This is a genomic window from Nocardioides eburneiflavus (assembly GCF_004785795.1).
GTDB lineage: Bacteria > Actinomycetota > Actinomycetes > Propionibacteriales > Nocardioidaceae > Nocardioides > Nocardioides eburneiflavus.
On sequence record NZ_SRRO01000001.1, the window covers coordinates 4,604,431 to 4,619,641 of the forward strand.

The window sequence follows — 15,211 nt, forward strand, 5'->3', positions numbered from 1 at the left end:
CTCAGACCTCGAGCAGCTCGGCTTCCTTGTGCTTGAGCAGCTCGTCGATCTTGTCGGTGTGGGTCTTGGTGACGGCGTCGAGGCGCTTCTCCGCGCCCGTGACGTCGTCCTTGCCGACCTCGCCGTCCTTCTCGAGCTTCTCGAGGGCCTGCTTGGCGGTGCGGCGCACGTTGCGCACGGACACGCGCCCGTCCTCGGCCTTCGCCTTGGCCAGCTTGATGAACTCCTTGCGGCGCTCCTCGGTCAGCTCAGGGAAGACGCAGCGCAGCACCCTGCCGTCGTTGGCGGGATTCACGCCGAGGTCGGAGTCGCGGATGGCTCGCTCGATCGCGGACATCGCCCCGACGTCGAACGGCTGGATCAGGATCGTGCGGGCGTCCTGCGAGGTGAAGCTGGCCAGCTGCTGCAGGGGCGTCTGGGTGCCGTAGTAGTCGGCCGTGATCTTGGCGAACATCGCCGGGTTGGCACGACCGGCGCGGATCGCGGCGAACTCCTCGCGGGTCGCCTCGACGGACTTGCCCATCTTGGCGTCGGCATCGTTCATGACGTCGTTGATCACGGTTGCTCTCTCTCGTCGTACGTCCGTGGTGCGGGTGGGAGCTCGGCCCGGTCAGACCGAGCTGCTGACCAGCGTGCCAATCTTCTCACCCCGCACCGCGCGCACGATGGTGCCTGGCGTGGAGAGGTTGAAGAAGACCATGGCCATCTTGTTGTCGCGCGCCATCGCGATGCCCGTGGCGTCGGCGACCTTGAGGTCGCGGGCGAGGTACTCGTCGTAGGTGAGCTCGTCGAACTTCACCGCGTCGGGGTTCTGCTTGGGGTCGGAGTCGTAGACGCCGTCGACGCCCTGCTTGCCCATCAGGATCACCTCGCAGCGGGTCTCGAGAGCGCGCTGGGCGGCGACGGTGTCGGTGGAGAAGAACGGCATGCCGGCGCCGGCGCCGAAGATCACGACGCGGCCCTTCTCCATGTGCCGGATCGCACGGCGCGGGATGTAGGGCTCGGCGACCTGGCCCATCGTGATGGCGGTCTGCACGCGGGTCTCGACGCCGTGCTTCTCGATCAGGTCCTGCAACGCCAGGCAGTTCATCACGGTGCCGAGCATGCCCATGTAGTCGGCGCGGGCACGCTCCATGCCGCGCTGCTGGAGCTCGGCGCCACGGAAGAAGTTGCCTCCACCCACGACGATCGCGATCTGCACGCCCGACTTGGCGACCTCCGCCACCTCGGCCGCGACGGCGTTGATGACGTCGAGGTCCAACCCCACCTCGCCTCCGCCGAACACTTCACCGGAGAGTTTGAGGAGGACTCGTTTGTACGCCACGTGCTTCCCTTCGAGCGCCGGGTGGGTCATCCGAAACCTACCGGCCAGCAGCCCCGGGGGTCGAACCCGGCTGTCCCGCCGGGCGGTGCGTGAGCCGCATTCCACGGCGCAGAAGGTGGCTGTGCCACCGCCGGCCCGGTGTCACCGTACGACGCGCCGGCGGGCGGTGGTCCAGCGACATTGCCGAGCGCCCGGAGGTGGCTGTGCCACCGCCACCGCGTCGCCGCACCTGGGCGGACACCTGTCGCGACGTGCTCGCCCGTGGGGAACCGACCGCAGGCGATCGGGTCTGACCGGCCTGTCGTTCGTTCCCCAGACTCGTGGATCCCGAAATGCAGCCAGGGCCCGTACGCGGTGCGTACGGGCCCCAGCTCTGCTCAGGTGGAGCGTGGCTCAGGCGCCGACCTCGAAGCGGGCGAACCGCGTCACGGTGGTGCCGGCCTCGTCCAGGACGGCCTTGACCGACTTCTTGGACTCGGTGACCGACTCCTGCTCGAGCAGCACGATCTCCTTGAAGAAGCCACCGAGGCGACCCTCGACGATCTTGGCGATCGCCTGCTCGGGCTTGCCCTCCTCGCGGGTCTTCTGCTCGGCGATCGAGCGCTCGGACTCCACGACGTCGGCCGGGACCTCGTCGCGGGTGAGGTACTGGGCCTTCATCGCCGCGATCTGCATCGCGGCGCCGCGCGCGGCGGCCTCGTCACCCTCGAACTCGACCAGCACGCCCACGGCGGGGGGCAGGTCGGCGGCACGCTTGTGCATGTAGGTGACGGTGGTGCCCTCGAAGTAGGCGACCTCGCCCAGCTCGATCTTCTCGCCGATGGTGATGGCCAGGTCCTGGACCACCTCGCCCACGGTCTTGCCGTCGAGCTCCGCGGCCTTGAGGGCCTCGGTGTCGGTGGCCTTGACGTCGTTGGCGACCTCGGCGATCTGCTGCGCCTTGGCGATGAAGTCCTCGTTCTTGGCGACGAAGTCGGTCTCGCTCTTGAGCTCGACCAGCGCGTTGCCGGCGGTGGCGACGAGGCCGGCGACGGCCTCGCGCTCGGCGCCGCGGGCGGCAGCCTTGGCGGCACCCTTGACGCGCAGCAGCTCGACGGCCTTGTCGAAGTCACCGTCCGTCTCCGTCAGCGCCTTCTTGCAGTCCATCATCCCGGCCTGGGTCAGCTCACGGAGCTTCTTGACGTCGGCAGCGGTGAAGTTGGCCATGATCGGTCCTTCTTCCTTCGATCCAGAGAGTTCAGCGTCCGGCTCCGCGAGCCGGCGCGTGGGGACGGTGCGGGGCGCCGGCCGCGGGCGGGGGCCAGCGACCGGCGCGACCGGCTCAGTCCTTCTTGTCGGCCTCGGCCTCGACGGCGGTCGCCTCGGCGGCCGGCTCCTCGGCAGCAGCCTCGGCGGGCGCCTCGGCAGCAGCGGTCTCGGCGGCAGGGGCCTCGGCAGGAGCGTCGGTCGCAGCCTCGGCGGCGGCCTCGGCCTGCGGGGCCTCGGCAGCGGCACCAGTGGCCTCGGAGGCCGGGGTCTCGGCGACAGCGTCACCGGTGGCGGCCGCAGCCGTCTTCTCGGCGTCGCCCTGGAGGAGCTCGCGCTCCCACTCGGCGAGCGGCTCCTCGGCGCCGACGGACTCGTCACCGTCGGTGGCCTTCGAACCCGATCGGGCCACGAGGCCCTCGGCGACGGCGTCAGCGACCACGCGGGTCAGCAGGCCGACCGCGCGGATGGCGTCGTCGTTGCCCGGGATCGGGAAGTCGACGAGGTCGGGGTCGCAGTTGGAGTCGAGGATGCCGATGATCGGGATCCGCAGCTTGCGCGCCTCCTCGACGGCCAGGTGCTCCTTGTTGGTGTCGACGATCCACACCGCGGAGGGGACCTTGGACATCTCGCGGATGCCGCCGAGGGTCTTCTCGAGCTTGGCGTGCTCCCGCTTCATCTGCAGGAGCTCCTTCTTGGTGCGACCCGAGCCGGCGACGGTGTCGAAGTCGACGTCGTCGAGCTCCTTGAGGCGGTTGATCCGCTGGTGCACCGTCTGGAAGTTGGTGAGCATGCCGCCGAGCCAACGCTGGTTGACGTAGGGCATGCCGACGCGCGTCGCCTGCTCGGCGATGGCCTCCTGGGCCTGCTTCTTGGTGCCGACGAACATGACGACGCCGCCCTTGGCGACCGTCTCCTTGACGAAGGCGTACGAGCGGTCGATGTAGGCGAGCGACTGCTGCAGGTCGATGATGTAGATGCCGTTGCGCTCGGTCATGATGAAGCGCTTCATCTTGGGGTTCCAGCGACGGGTCTGGTGACCGAAGTGGACGCCGCTCTCGAGCAGCTGGCGCATGGTGACGACTGCCATGGGTTCTCCTGTTGTTGCGGAGGCGCTCGCCGACGTGCCCGACCTTGATGCAGGTGCGGACCGGGAGCGGACTCCTGTTGGTTTTCAGTTGCTGCGCCCGGCGGGTGCCGGGAGCCCTGACGCTCGCGCGCCGGTCCGATCCGCAGCGGTGGAGCTGGCGGAACTGAGGACCGACGCCCACGGGCGGTCCGGAACCAGGGATGCATTCCGACGCGGTCAGCGAGCGTGCGAAGTCAGTCCGTGAGGACTGCTCCGGACATCGTAGGCCCTCCGTTCCCGCATCGGCGAATCCGGGTGAGGCCGTCGTCACGACACCGGCCGAGCGGGGATCCGGTGGCCGCGAACCGTCCACAGCCGCCCCTGTCGGCGGGTCGTCCACAGACGCGCGGGGCGTGCGTCGCAGGTGGGCCCGACAGGGGCGACGATCGCCCGATGCGCGCCCTCCTGTCCGTCGCCCTCACGGTCCTGGTGCTGCTCGGCTCCTCCCCTGCCACGTCGGCGTCGGAGGACCAGGGTGGGATGTGGCCGCTCGACCCCGAGCCCGAGGTGGTGCGGGGATTCGAACCGCCCCCGCACCCGTACGCCCCCGGGCACCGCGGCGCCGACCTCGCCGGCTCGCCGGGGCAGGCGGTGCGGGCCGCGCTCGCCGGGACCGTCGGCTTCGCGGGGTCGATCGGGGGCAAGCCCGTGGTCACCGTGGTGCACGGGAGCCGGCGTACGACCTACGAGCCCGTCGCCGCCTCCGTCGAGCGCGGCCAGAGCGTGATGGCCGGCGACGTCCTCGGGCGGCTCGTCGTCACCGACAGCCACTGCTTCCCCGCGGCGTGCCTGCACTGGGGCCTGATCGCGGGTCGCGGCGCGGACGAGGCGTACCTCGACCCGCTCACCCTCGTCGGCGGCGGGCCCGTACGGCTCCTGCCGCTGTGGCGCGACGAGCCCGTCACCCCGCGTCTCCCCTGGGCTCCGCCGCTCGAGGCGTGGAGGCGCCCGGTGGACTCCCTGGTCTGATCCGGGTCTCGGTACGAGCCGGTCGCCGCCTCGTCCCTCGGCGGCGCGGCTCACTCGACCACCATCAGCGGATCCGCTTGCGCGTCTCCGCTCAGGCCCGCGGGTGGGCCTGCTGGTAGGCCCGTCGCAAGCGGTCGGTCGTCACGTGCGTGTAGAGCTGGGTCGTGGCGAGCGAGGCGTGCCCGAGCAGCTCCTGCACCGACCGGAGGTCGGCCCCGCCCTCGAGCAGGTGGGTTGCCGCCGTGTGGCGCAGGCCGTGCGGCCCGATGTCGGGCGCCCCGGGGACGTCGGCGATCCGGCGGTGCACCAGGTCGCGGACGGCACGCTGGTCGATGCGCCGACCGCGGACGCCGAGGAAGAGCGCCGGCCCGGATCCCTCCACGCGCAGGGACGGACGTCCGCCGGCCAACCAGCGGTCGACCGCGCGGCCGGCCGGGACGCCGTAGGGCACCGAACGCTCCTTGCGGCCCTTGCCGAAGACGCGCACGACACGGCGCTCGCCGTCGACGTCGTCGATGTCGAGGCCGACCAGCTCACCGACCCGGACGCCCGTCGCGTAGAGGAGCTCGAGCATCGCGACGTCGCGCAGGCCGACAGCCGTGCCGTCGTCGGCCCGGGCCGCCGCCGACCGGATCAGCGCCTCGGCCTCGTCGGCGCGCAGGACGGGCGGGAGGGTCTTGTGCTTCTTGGGCGAGCCCAGCGCCGCGCCGGTGTCCGTCGGGACGCGACCGGTGCGGTGGAGCCACGCGGTGAAGACCCGCGCGGCCGTGGCGCGGCGCGCGATCGTCGTCCGGCTGCGACCGGTGGTCTGCAGCTTGGCCAGCCAGCTGCGGAGGGCGCGCAGGTCGAGGTCGGCGACGTCGTCGATGCCCAGGCGTACGCAGTGGTCGAGCAGCCCGGCGATGTCGCCGAGGTAGGCGCGGACCGTGTGCGGGGCGAGGTCGCGCTCGGACACGAGGTGGCGCTCGTAGTCGCCGAGCAGCCGGACCAGCTGCTCGGGCAGGCCGTCGACCTCGTCCGTGCTGTCGCTCACCCCCGCATCGTAGGTGCGTCCGGGCGCCTCATCCGGCACCTGCGAGTCGCCAGCCGCCGTCGATCCGTCGGACGAAGCCCTTGGCCTCGAGCCGGCTGAGCGCGCCCATGGTGTCGCGGGCGTGGAGCAGGCTCAGGCTCGCGATGGCGTCCACGGCCAGGGGCGCCGCGGGAGGCACCTGTTCGAGCACCCGGCGCTCGACGGCACTCAGGCGGTCACGCGGCCGCTCGGGGCCGCGCGGCACCTCGACGAGGTGCTCGCCCGACTCACCGACGACCTCGAGCACCTCGGAGCCGTGGGTGACGAGGGTGGCGCCGCCGCGGCGCAGGCACTGGTGCACGCCCGCCGAGCTGTAGCTCGTGACCGGGCCCGGCACGCCCATCACGGCGCGGCTCATCTGTTCGGCCCACCCCACGGTGTTGAGGGCGCCGCTGCGCAGGGCTGCCTCCACGAGCACCGTGCCGCGCGTGAGCGCCGCGATCAGGCGATTGCGGGCCAGGAAGCGCAGCTGCGTCGGTCCGGACCCGGGCGGTTGCTCGGACACCACGGCGTACTGGTCTGCCAGGTGGGCCAGGAGCGGGCGGTTCTGCTCCGGGTAGATCCGGTCCACGCCGCAGGCGAGCACCGCCACTGTGGCGCCGCCGGCACGGAGTGCTGCGTCGTGGGCGACGAAGTCGATGCCGAGTGCGCCGCCCGACACCACGGGCACACCGGACAGGGCGAGGTGGCCTGAGATCGCGCGTGCGGTCTCGACGCCGTAGACCGAGGCCGCCCTGGAGCCGACCACCGCGACCGAGCGGGCCAGCTCGGTCAGTGGCATCGGGCCGCGCACCCAGATGCCGGGCGGGGTGCCACCGAAGGTGACGGGCTCGCCCTCGCGGCCGTCCTCCGAAGCCCCGGACCGGTGGTCGAGCTGGTCGACCTGGTCGAGGTCGTCGAGCCCGGGCGGCCACTCGGCGTCGCCGGGCACCACGAAGCGGATGCCTCGTTGCTCGGCCCGCTCGAGCTCACGCGCCGGGTCGACCTCGCCCAACCTCTCCGCGAGGCCGCTGCCGGGCTTGGGCACCAGCTGCTCGCCCAGCGCCCGCTGCGGGCCGAGGGCGCGGACCAGCCGCGAGGTGGTGATGTCGCCTGGCTCGACCCCGACGCTCAACACGACCCGGGCGAGCCGGTCGGCCTCGGTCGGGCTGCCGGTGCTCCGCAACCCGCTCATGACGCGGCCACCGCGACGACCCGTGCCGGCAGGCTCCGCGCCGGATCGCTCGAGCGCAGGGCCAGGGCGAGCGCGGCCTCCTCCCTCCCGGGACGCGACACCCCGGCGCAGTCGGCGACCGTCCACGCCAGCCGCTGGACGCGGGTCAGCCCGCGACGGGTGAGCCTGCCGTCGGCCAGCTCCTGGTCCACGAGGGCCTGCCCCTCCCGGGTGAGGGGCCACCGCGTCTCGATCACGGGACCGGGGACGGCGGCATTGAGCATCCAGTCGCAGTCGCGGAAGCGCCGAGCCTGCCGCTGGCGGGCCTCGGTCACCCGGGCGCGGACGTCGGCCGAGGACTCGCTGGGCGGCGCGTAGGCGACCTGCGGCATCCGGGCCTGCGGGCGGACCTCCATCCAGATGTCGACCCGGTCGACGATCGGGCCGCTGAGCTTGCGCAGGTAGTGCTGACGCTGGACGGGGCTGCACTCGCACGCGCCGCCCGACAGGCCGTGGTACCGGCCACAGGGACAGGAGTTGGCTGCGAGGACGACCAGCGAGCGAGCGGGATAGGTCGCGGACTCCTCGCCGCGAGCGATCGTCACCTCACCGCACTCCATCGGCTGCCGCATGGCCTCGACGACGTCGGCGCGGAAGTGCGGGAACTCGTCGAGGAACAGCACCCCGTGGTGGGCGAGGCTCACCTGCCCCGGGCGCACCCGACCCGTGCCGCCGCCGAGCACGCTGGCGCCACTGGCCGAGTGGTGCGGCGCGTACCAGGGTGGGCGCCGCAGCAGTCCCGATCCGTCGGGCAGCGTGCCGGCGACCGAGTGCAGCGCGGTGACCTCGAGCGACTGCTCGGTCGTCAGGTCGGGGAGGATCGTGGGGATCCGCTCGGCGACGGACGTCTTGCCCGAGCCGCGCGGCCCGACGAGCATCAGGGGGTGCCCGCCCGCGGCGGCCACCTCGACGGCGTAGCGGACGTCCTCGAGCCCGTCGACGTCACTGAGATCGACAGCGGCGAGCCGGTCCTCGCCCCGCCACGTCGCCAGGGGGCTCGCGGAGGGCGCGACCACCGGCGACGCCTCCGGCACCTCCGCCCCGCGGAGCACCGCCGAGACCTGTGCCAGTGACCTGACGCCGAAGACCGTCATGCCCGGCACCAGGGACGCCTCGACCGCCTGCGGCTCCGGCACGAACACGCGCGTCAACCCGTGGGCGGCTGCCGCGATCACCATCGGGAGCACGCCCGGGACCGGGCGCAGGCCGCCCGAGACCGAGAGCTCCCCCACGAACGCCCACCCCTCGAGCAGGTCGGCGGTCAGGTCCTTGCAGGACGTGTCCGCGGCCAGCACGGCGACGGCGATGGCCAGGTCGTAGTGGGTGCCGCCCTTGGGGAGGTCGGCCGGCGAGAGCAGGACCGTGACCCGCTTGGTCGCCGGCCAGCGCCCGCAGTCGTTGTTGATGGCCATCCGCACCCGGTCGCGGGCCTCGGAGAGACTCTTGTCGACGCGGCCCACCAAGGTGGTGCCGACGACTCCGGGCGAGACATCGACCTGCACGTCGATCACGTGTCCGTCGGCTCCCTTGAGGGCCAGGGAGCGGGCCGTCGCGAAGGCCATCAGCCGGCCCCCTCGACGTGCTCGATCTCGACGGGGAGCCCGGGCGGGGCCAGGACCCCGACCATGTCGATCCGGACGTCGTCGGGATGGCAGTCGTGCACCCGCAGCCACCGGGCGGCCAGGCGCCGCAACCGGTCGAGCTTGCGCTGGTCGATGGCCTCCAGCGGGGTTCCGTAGGCGGTGGAGGTGCGGGTCTTCACCTCGCAGACGACGAGCACCCGGCCGTCCCGCAGCACGAGGTCGATCTCGCCGGCGTCGCAGCGCCAGTTGCGGTCGATCACCTCCATGCCGAGTCCGGTCAGGTGTCGTGCCGCGATGGCCTCACCGCGCTGGCCCAGCAGGCGCTTGCGCTCGGTGGCAGGGTCGCGGGCGAACGGGGACGCGCTGACGGGTCGGGCCATCTGGGTGCCTTCCGGGTCGTACGGGATCGGGAAGGCACCAGCACACCGCGACGCACCGACGGCGGTGGACCGCGCGGTGCGGCGGCTGTGGAGGACGGCTCCTGGGAGGCGCCTGTGGACGATTCGTGGTCCTCGACCCGGCGGCGCGCCGCGTCGACCCGGACCGAACGTCAGTCCTTCGGCGGGTCGATCTCCTGGGCCGCCAGCTCCTCGACGTTGACGTCCTTGAAGGTCAGCACCTTCACGTTCTTGGCGAAGCGGGCGGGCCGGTACATGTCCCACACCCACGCGTCGCTCATCGACACCTCGAAGAACACGTCGCCGCTCTCCGAACGGGCCTTCACGTCGACCTGGTTGCAGAGGTAGAAGCGGCGGTCGGTCTCCACGACGTACTTGAAGATGCCCACGACGTCGCGGTACTCGCGATAGAGGGTGAGCTCCATCTCGGTCTCGTACTTCTCGAGATCCTCGGCGCTCATGCGTCCTCCTCCACGGTGTCGGCCCCCGGTGCCGGCTGGTCCTGCCCGAGACTAGTGGCCGGGTCCAGCGCCGGCTCGGGCATCGGCTCGAGACCCGCCGCGCGGCGTACGTTGACGAACCGCATCCGGTGGACCGGCGAGGGGCCGTGCTCGGCGAGGGCGGCCTCGTGCTCGGAGGTGATGTAGCCCTTGTGCGTCCGGAAGTCGTACGCCGGCCAGTCGTCGTGCATGCCGACCATGAGCCGGTCACGCGTCACCTTGGCGATGACCGAGGCCGCGGCGATGCAGGCGGCGACCCGGTCGCCCTTCCACACCGCGAGGCCGGGGACCCCGAGCCCGTCGACGGGGAACCCGTCGGTCAGCACGTACGACGGGCGCGTCGACAGCCGGGCGACCGCCCGGCGGAGCGCCTCGACGTTGGCGACGTGCATGCCGAGCCGGTCGCACTCCTCGCTGTCGATGACCACGACCGACCACGCCTGGGCCCGGCGCACGACCTGGGCGTAGACCCGTTCGCGCGCGGCCTCGGTCAGCAGCTTGCTGTCCGCCAGGCCCGGGACGATCCCCGCCTTCCCCGGCGGCAGGATCACCGCGCCGGCGACCAGCGGACCCGCGCACGCCCCACGACCGGCCTCGTCGACGCCCGCGATCGGCTCGAGGCCGGCCCGGCGCAGGGCGCGCTCGTAGCCGTAGATCCCGGCGTCGCGGCGCACGGTCACCCCGCCGGGCAGGGGCGGCGGCAGGTGTGACGCGGAGGTCACGGTGACGGGTCCGGCACGTCCTCGAACGTGGCCGGACGGGTGTCCCAGCGGAAGCGGTCGGCGGGCCACAGGAGGACGAAGACCTTGCCGACGACCAGGTCGACCGGGACGAACTCGTCGCCGGGCACGCACTCGGTCTCGTCGGACTGGCACATCTTCTGGGAGGAGTCGGCCGAGCGCGAACGGTTGTCGCCCATGACGAAGATGTGGCCGTCGGGGATGGGCCCGACCGACCACTTCTCGTCGCACGCACCGTTGGTCGGCATCGGGCCGTTGCACGCCGCGCCGCCGCGCTTGACGTAGGCGCCCTCCACGAGCGGCTGCCCGTTGACCATCAGGCGGCCCCGGTCGTCGCAGCACTCGATCGTGTCACCGGCGACACCGATGACGCGCTTCACCAGGTGTCCGCCGGTCGGGTAGAGGCCGATCTTGGCCATCACCTTCGCGACCGGGTTGGTCGGACCCGCGGAGTCCATCGGTGGGAGCCAGCCGCCGGGGTCCTTGAAGACCACGACGTCGCCTCGCTCGGGCGCCTCGTCGCCCCAGTAGGAGACCTTCTGGATCAGGATCCGGTCGTTGAGGATCAGTCCCGGCTCCATCGACTCCGAGGGGATGTAGAAGGCCTGCACGAAGAAGGTCTTGATGACCACGGCCAGCACCAGGGCGACCCCGAGCAGCAGGATCGTCTCCTGCCACAACGGCAGCTGCTTGCGCTTGCTGCGGCGCGACTTCCGCTCGCCGGCACCGCTCACCACGTCATCCCCCACAGGCTCCACCGAACGCGACGACCGCGGTTCCTCGTCCATCGAGACAGACGTGGAACCGCGGTCATCAGAAGTCACTCGCAGAGACTAACCAGTCCCTGGTCGAACCGACGCCTCGCGGCGCGCGGTCCGAGGATCACGCCTCGCGGCGCTCCTTGATCTTGGCGGCCTTGCCGCGCAGGTTGCGCAGGTAGTAGAGCTTGGCGCGGCGCACGTCGCCGCGGGTCACGACCTCGATCTTCTCGAAGATCGGGGAGTTGACCGGGAAGGTGCGCTCGACGCCGACGCCGAAGGAGACCTTGCGGACGGTGAAGGTGCGGCCGATGCCCGAGCCGTGGACGCGGATCACGACGCCCTGGAAGACCTGGACGCGAGAGCGGCTGCCCTCGATGACCTTGACGTGGACCTTGACGGTGTCGCCGGCGCGGAAGTCCGGGACGTCGTCACGCTTGATGGCGGTGCCGAGATCGGCGATGACGTTGGTCATGACTGCTCCTCGCGAGTGCCACAGGTCAACCGCGGATGAGGTGGTGACGGAATTCGGTTGGTGCCCGAGCTGGCCGGCCGGTGCGCCCCCTGTGGCAGGTGCGGTCCGGCGGGACCCCGGGGCGGTGCATCAGCGATGCGTCCGGGCGACCCTGGCCTCGAGCAGACCAAGGGTGAAGTCTGCCAGAGCGCGCCGTCAGCGTGAAATCCGTCGTCGTGCCCTCTTGGTGAGCACGACGGCGCCCGCGGGCGCCGTGCGGTCGGGGCGAAGCCGGAAGCCGGCCTTCTTGTACATCCGCAGGTTGTCGGTCGAGCCGGCGCCCGTGAACAGCACGTACGTCTCCACGTCGGCGGGAGCCAGGCCCTCGACGAGCTCGAGCAGCGCCCGCCCGAGGCCGCGGCCCTGGAGGTCCGGGGCGACCATGATCCGGCCGATGTCCCACTCGCCGGCGGGGTCGGCGTGCGTGTCCACCCGGCCGCGCACGGCGCCGACCAGCCGCCCGGAGGAGGGCTCGCGGGCGACCATCACGGTCCACTCCCCCAGCCCCCGGCGTACGTCGTCGAGCGACTCGCGCAGCGCCGGGATCTCGACCCCGGGGTTGGCCTCGAGCTCCTGCAGCCAGCAGGCCCGCTGGAGGGTGTAGAGCTCGCCCGCGTCGGCGGGGACGGCTGCGCGTACGTCGAGGTCCGCCAGGGCGCCTACGGTGGCCGCTGCCGGCAGCAGGTCGGGGCGCCGCTCCGCGGTGCGCCGGGCGGCCTCCTCGCGACGCCACGCCGCGATCCGGCCGTGGTCGCCGGACAGCAGCACGTCGGGGACGTCGCGCCCCTGCCACGACGCGGGCTTGGTGTAGACGGGGTACTCCAGGAGCCCGTCGGCGTGCGACTCCTCCACCAGCGAGTCGGCGTTGCCCATGAAGCCCGGCAGGAGGCGTACGACCGCCTCGGTGATCGCGAGCGCGGCGACCTCGCCGCCGTTGAGGACGTAGTCGCCCAGGCTGATCTCGCGGACCGTGCCGATGGTCGCGGCGTGCTCGATGACCCGCTGGTCGATGCCCTCGTAGCGACCGCAGGCGAAGACGAGGTGCTCGTGGGAGCTCAGCTCCCCGGCGAGCGCCTGCGTGAACGGCTCGCCGCTCGGGGTGGTGAAGATGATCGTGGCGCCCTGCGCGACGTCGTCGAGCGCCCGGCCCCAGGGCTCGGGCTTCATCACCATCCCGGCGCCGCCGCCGTAGGGCGTGTCGTCGACGGTGCGGTGCCGGTCGGTCGTCCACCGGCGCAGGTCGTGCACCTCGAGGTGGAGCAGGCCCTTGTCGCGCGCCTTGCCGGGCAGGCTCAGCTCCAGCGGTGCGAGGTAGTCGGGGAAGATCGTGACGACGTCGATCCTCACGCCCCAGGCTCCTGCTCGTCGGGCCCCTGCTCGTCGGGGAAGGGCGAGACCAGTCCCGGACGGTCCGCCACCACCAGCCGGCCCGCGGCAAGGTCGACCTCGGGCACCAGCGCGCTGACGAACGGGACCAGGGCGTCGCGGCCGTCGGGGGTCCGTACGGTGAGCAGGTCCTGGGCGGAGCCGTGGACCAGCGCCGTGACGTTGCCGAGAGGGGTGCCGTCGAGGTCGACGACGTCGAGGCCCACGAGCTGGTGGTCGTAGTACTCGTCGGGGTCCTCGGGCACCTCGTCGCGCCCGAGGGTGGCGTGGAGCAGGGTGCCGCGGACGGCCTCGGCAGCGTTGCGGTCGGCGAGCTCCTCGAAGGTGACGAGCAACGTCCCCTGATGCCAGCGCGCGCGACTCACGGTGAGGGCCGACGGCCTGCGGTCGGCCCCGGCGGGGGCCTCCGCGCGGATCCTCGTCCCGGGGGCGAAGCGGCGGTCGGGCTCGTCGGTGCGTACGTCGACGGTGACCTCGCCGCGGATGCCGTGGGGCTTGCCGATGCGGCCGACGAGGACCTCGATGTCGCCGGGCTGCTTGTCACTCACGGGGCGAGGCTATCGCTCCCGTCGGAACCACCGGCCACCCGGTGATCGCTGAGGTTCTCGGCCGTTGCAACGGACTCCGCCCTGCGCAGAAAGGGCTGGAACCCGCGGGAAATGCACCTCGGGCGCCACCCCGGGCTGGGGTGGCGCCCGACGATCAGTGCGTGCGTACGCCGTCAGCGCCGCCGGTCGGTGTCGACGAAGTCGACCCGTGCCCCGCCGCGGCCCGCGAGGGCCGAGACGACGGTGCGGAAGGCGGTCGCGGTGCGGCCGTTGCGGCCGATCACCTTGCCGAGGTCGTCGGGGTGGACCCGGACCTCGAGGATCGAGCCACGACGGAGCTGCTTGTCGCGGACGATGACGTCGTCGGGGTGGTCGACGATGCCACGCACCAGGTGCTCGAGAGCCTCGGCCAGCACGTCGCTCACGCCTCGCTCTTGCCGGCGTCCTCGGCGGTCACCGTCTCGGTGGCCTCCGCGGCGTCGGCAGCGCCCTCAGGGGTCTCGGAGGCAGGCACCTCGGCCGGGGCCTCGGCAGCGGGCTCCTCGGTCTTCTTCTCGGTCTTCTTCTCGGTCTTCTTCTTGGCGGTGGTCGCGGAGCCCTTCGACTCGGCGGACACCTCCTTGAGGGCCTCGTTGAAGATGTCGAGCTTGGAGCGCTTGGTCTCCTTGACCTTCAGGGTGCCCTCGGCGCCCGGCAGGCCCTTGAACTTCTGCCAGTCACCGGTCACCTTGAGGATCGCCTCGACGGCCTCGGAGGGCTGCGCGCCCACGCCGAGCCAGTACTGCGCCCGGTCGGAGGTCACCTCGATGAAGGAGGGCTCCTCCTTCGGGTGGTACTTGCCGATCTCCTCGAGCACGCGACCGTCGCGCTTCTTGCGCGAGTCGACGACGACGATGCGGTACTGCGGCACCCGGATCTTGCCCAGGCGCTTCAAACGAATCTTGACGGCCACGTTTGTGGTGTCTCCTCAGGAATTGTCGTGGGTGAGGGGCCGTTCCCAGGTGGGGTCACCGGTGCTGGTCCTTCGAAGGGCACTGCGTCGCTCGGATGAGAGGGTCCGGGCGCGCAGGACACGAGGGAAGATTCTGCCAGAGGGTCGGGGCCTGCGACCAATCGACCACCCGGCGACGCTCAGTCGTCGAGACCGAGGAAGGGGCGCACCGCCTCCGCCCCGGTGACCTCGACCGGCTCGCCGAGGCGGACGAACGCCTCCGGCGTCAGGACCAGCCCCTGCTGCATGGCGAGCTCCCCCTCGCGTCGCTTGATCCGGGACACGGTGGTCGGGCGGTAGCCGACCTTGCGGGAGACCGCGAGCGAGGCCGGGTTGTCCACGAAGGCGCCCGAGGTGATCTCCTCGAAGCCGAGGTGGTCGAGGAGCAGCTCGCACATCGCCTGCCGCATGACCGTGCCGAGCCCACGGCCCTGGAACTCCCGTCCGAGCCAGGACCCGGTCTCGCCGGTCCGCGTGACCGGGAAGTTCTTCGCAGCCACCCCCTGGCTGCCGATCACCCGGCCGTCGAGCAGCACCGCGAGATCGAGGCAGAAGTCGTCGGGCGCGAAGGTGGACCGCTTGCCCCAGTGGTACGCCGCGGTGTTGCGCGAAAGCTCCCCGGCCGGGGCGGTCGACCACGGGAAGTAGAACGGCATGTCGGCCGGGTCGTGGATGCCCGCCTCGGCCACGTCGCACAGCTCCGCGATGAGCTCGTCGGTCAGCCCCCGCAGCTCGAGCGGGCCGGCGACCACGCGGAGCCCGAGGGGCGGGAACAGGTCCACGAGAGCGCTCATGGCGCCATCCCATCGTGGGGACACGAGCCGGCACAACCCGGTTTGCC

The 15,211-nt window shown here is 72.0% G+C and carries 18 protein-coding genes; 1 reads left to right on the forward strand and 17 read right to left on the reverse strand.

What is annotated here, in order from left to right; translation table 11 throughout:
* Window position 1: 1 nt before the first annotated feature.
* From frr to rpsB, 4 genes are all read right to left on the reverse strand, one after another.
* A complete protein-coding gene (frr, locus tag EXE59_RS21645) occupies window positions 2–556 on the reverse strand; it encodes a ribosome recycling factor (RefSeq protein WP_210429243.1) in 555 nt (184 codons plus the stop codon).
* 54 nt (window positions 557–610) lie between these two features.
* Window positions 611–1,354: a UMP kinase gene (pyrH, locus tag EXE59_RS21650; protein WP_135840750.1), complete on the reverse strand. Its 744-nt coding sequence runs from the start codon at window positions 1,352–1,354 to the stop codon at window positions 611–613.
* A gap of 363 nt (window positions 1,355–1,717) precedes the next feature.
* A complete protein-coding gene (gene tsf, locus EXE59_RS21655; protein WP_135840751.1) occupies window positions 1,718–2,530 on the reverse strand; it encodes a translation elongation factor Ts in 813 nt (270 codons plus the stop codon).
* A gap of 115 nt (window positions 2,531–2,645) precedes the next feature.
* Window positions 2,646–3,659 carry a 30S ribosomal protein S2 gene (rpsB, locus tag EXE59_RS21660; RefSeq protein ID WP_135840752.1) on the reverse strand — a complete coding sequence of 338 codons (1,014 nt, stop codon included), beginning with the start codon at window positions 3,657–3,659 and terminating at the stop codon, window positions 2,646–2,648.
* Window positions 3,660–4,091: 432 nt separating this feature from the next.
* Between rpsB and EXE59_RS21665 the strand changes: the two genes are divergently transcribed.
* Entirely contained in the window at window positions 4,092–4,667 is a 576-nt protein-coding gene (locus EXE59_RS21665; RefSeq protein ID WP_135840753.1) for a M23 family metallopeptidase, read from the forward strand.
* 91 nt (window positions 4,668–4,758) lie between these two features.
* Here the strand turns inward: EXE59_RS21665 and EXE59_RS21670 are convergent, their stop codons facing one another.
* The 13 genes from EXE59_RS21670 to EXE59_RS21730 all read right to left on the reverse strand — a co-directional run bounded on the left by EXE59_RS21670 (window position 4,759) and on the right by EXE59_RS21730 (window position 15,164).
* Complete coding sequence (locus EXE59_RS21670) at window positions 4,759–5,700, reverse strand: tyrosine recombinase XerC (protein WP_210429096.1); 942 nt, start codon at window positions 5,698–5,700, stop codon at window positions 4,759–4,761.
* Window positions 5,701–5,728: 28 nt separating this feature from the next.
* The gene (gene dprA, locus EXE59_RS21675; protein WP_135840755.1) at window positions 5,729–6,913 is read right to left on the reverse strand and encodes a DNA-processing protein DprA; all 1,185 of its coding nucleotides are present in this window, start codon (window positions 6,911–6,913) and stop codon (window positions 5,729–5,731) included.
* Window positions 6,910–8,514 carry a YifB family Mg chelatase-like AAA ATPase gene (locus tag EXE59_RS21680; protein WP_135840756.1) on the reverse strand — a complete coding sequence of 535 codons (1,605 nt, stop codon included), beginning with the start codon at window positions 8,512–8,514 and terminating at the stop codon, window positions 6,910–6,912. The genes dprA and EXE59_RS21680 overlap by 4 nt, the downstream gene beginning before the upstream one ends.
* Window positions 8,514–8,915 carry a YraN family protein gene (locus EXE59_RS21685; protein WP_135840757.1) on the reverse strand — a complete coding sequence of 134 codons (402 nt, stop codon included), beginning with the start codon at window positions 8,913–8,915 and terminating at the stop codon, window positions 8,514–8,516. The genes EXE59_RS21680 and EXE59_RS21685 overlap by 1 nt, the downstream gene beginning before the upstream one ends.
* Window positions 8,916–9,085: 170 nt before the next feature.
* Window positions 9,086–9,394, reverse strand: a complete 309-nt coding sequence (locus EXE59_RS21690; RefSeq protein WP_129454740.1) for a DUF2469 domain-containing protein — start codon at window positions 9,392–9,394, stop codon at window positions 9,086–9,088.
* A complete protein-coding gene (locus tag EXE59_RS21695; RefSeq protein ID WP_210429244.1) occupies window positions 9,391–10,113 on the reverse strand; it encodes a ribonuclease HII in 723 nt (240 codons plus the stop codon). The genes EXE59_RS21690 and EXE59_RS21695 overlap by 4 nt, the downstream gene beginning before the upstream one ends.
* A gap of 38 nt (window positions 10,114–10,151) precedes the next feature.
* Window positions 10,152–10,907, reverse strand: a complete 756-nt coding sequence (gene lepB / locus EXE59_RS21700) for a signal peptidase I (RefSeq protein WP_246056984.1) — start codon at window positions 10,905–10,907, stop codon at window positions 10,152–10,154.
* A gap of 148 nt (window positions 10,908–11,055) precedes the next feature.
* Entirely contained in the window at window positions 11,056–11,406 is a 351-nt protein-coding gene (gene rplS, locus EXE59_RS21705) for a 50S ribosomal protein L19 (RefSeq protein ID WP_135840759.1), read from the reverse strand.
* A gap of 195 nt (window positions 11,407–11,601) precedes the next feature.
* Window positions 11,602–12,792 carry a tRNA (guanosine(37)-N1)-methyltransferase TrmD gene (gene trmD / locus EXE59_RS21710; RefSeq protein WP_135840760.1) on the reverse strand — a complete coding sequence of 397 codons (1,191 nt, stop codon included), beginning with the start codon at window positions 12,790–12,792 and terminating at the stop codon, window positions 11,602–11,604.
* Window positions 12,789–13,379, reverse strand: a complete 591-nt coding sequence (gene rimM, locus EXE59_RS21715; protein WP_246056985.1) for a ribosome maturation factor RimM — start codon at window positions 13,377–13,379, stop codon at window positions 12,789–12,791. Before rimM ends, trmD begins: the two co-directional genes overlap by 4 nt.
* A gap of 173 nt (window positions 13,380–13,552) precedes the next feature.
* Window positions 13,553–13,795 carry an RNA-binding protein gene (locus EXE59_RS21720; protein WP_129454827.1) on the reverse strand — a complete coding sequence of 81 codons (243 nt, stop codon included), beginning with the start codon at window positions 13,793–13,795 and terminating at the stop codon, window positions 13,553–13,555.
* A 5-nt stretch (window positions 13,796–13,800) separates the two neighbouring features.
* The gene (rpsP, locus tag EXE59_RS21725; RefSeq protein ID WP_135840761.1) at window positions 13,801–14,331 is read right to left on the reverse strand and encodes a 30S ribosomal protein S16; all 531 of its coding nucleotides are present in this window, start codon (window positions 14,329–14,331) and stop codon (window positions 13,801–13,803) included.
* A 179-nt stretch (window positions 14,332–14,510) separates the two neighbouring features.
* Entirely contained in the window at window positions 14,511–15,164 is a 654-nt protein-coding gene (locus EXE59_RS21730; RefSeq protein WP_135840762.1) for a GNAT family N-acetyltransferase, read from the reverse strand.
* Window positions 15,165–15,211: the final 47 nt, after the last annotated feature.

Coding starts and splice junctions, on each gene's coding strand:
- pyrH (WP_135840750.1), bottom strand. CDS start 1,354: ATGACCCACCCGGCGCTCGAAGGGAAGCACGTGGCGTACAAACGAGTC.
- tsf (WP_135840751.1), bottom strand. CDS start 2,530: ATGGCCAACTTCACCGCTGCCGACGTCAAGAAGCTCCGTGAGCTGACC.
- rpsB (WP_135840752.1), bottom strand. CDS start 3,659: ATGGCAGTCGTCACCATGCGCCAGCTGCTCGAGAGCGGCGTCCACTTC.
- EXE59_RS21665 (WP_135840753.1), top strand. CDS start 4,092: ATGCGCGCCCTCCTGTCCGTCGCCCTCACGGTCCTGGTGCTGCTCGGC.
- dprA (WP_135840755.1), bottom strand. CDS start 6,913: ATGAGCGGGTTGCGGAGCACCGGCAGCCCGACCGAGGCCGACCGGCTC.
- EXE59_RS21680 (WP_135840756.1), bottom strand. CDS start 8,514: ATGGCCTTCGCGACGGCCCGCTCCCTGGCCCTCAAGGGAGCCGACGGA.
- EXE59_RS21685 (WP_135840757.1), bottom strand. CDS start 8,915: ATGGCCCGACCCGTCAGCGCGTCCCCGTTCGCCCGCGACCCTGCCACC.
- EXE59_RS21690 (WP_129454740.1), bottom strand. CDS start 9,394: ATGAGCGCCGAGGATCTCGAGAAGTACGAGACCGAGATGGAGCTCACC.
- rplS (WP_135840759.1), bottom strand. CDS start 11,406: ATGACCAACGTCATCGCCGATCTCGGCACCGCCATCAAGCGTGACGAC.
- EXE59_RS21730 (WP_135840762.1), bottom strand. CDS start 15,164: ATGAGCGCTCTCGTGGACCTGTTCCCGCCCCTCGGGCTCCGCGTGGTC.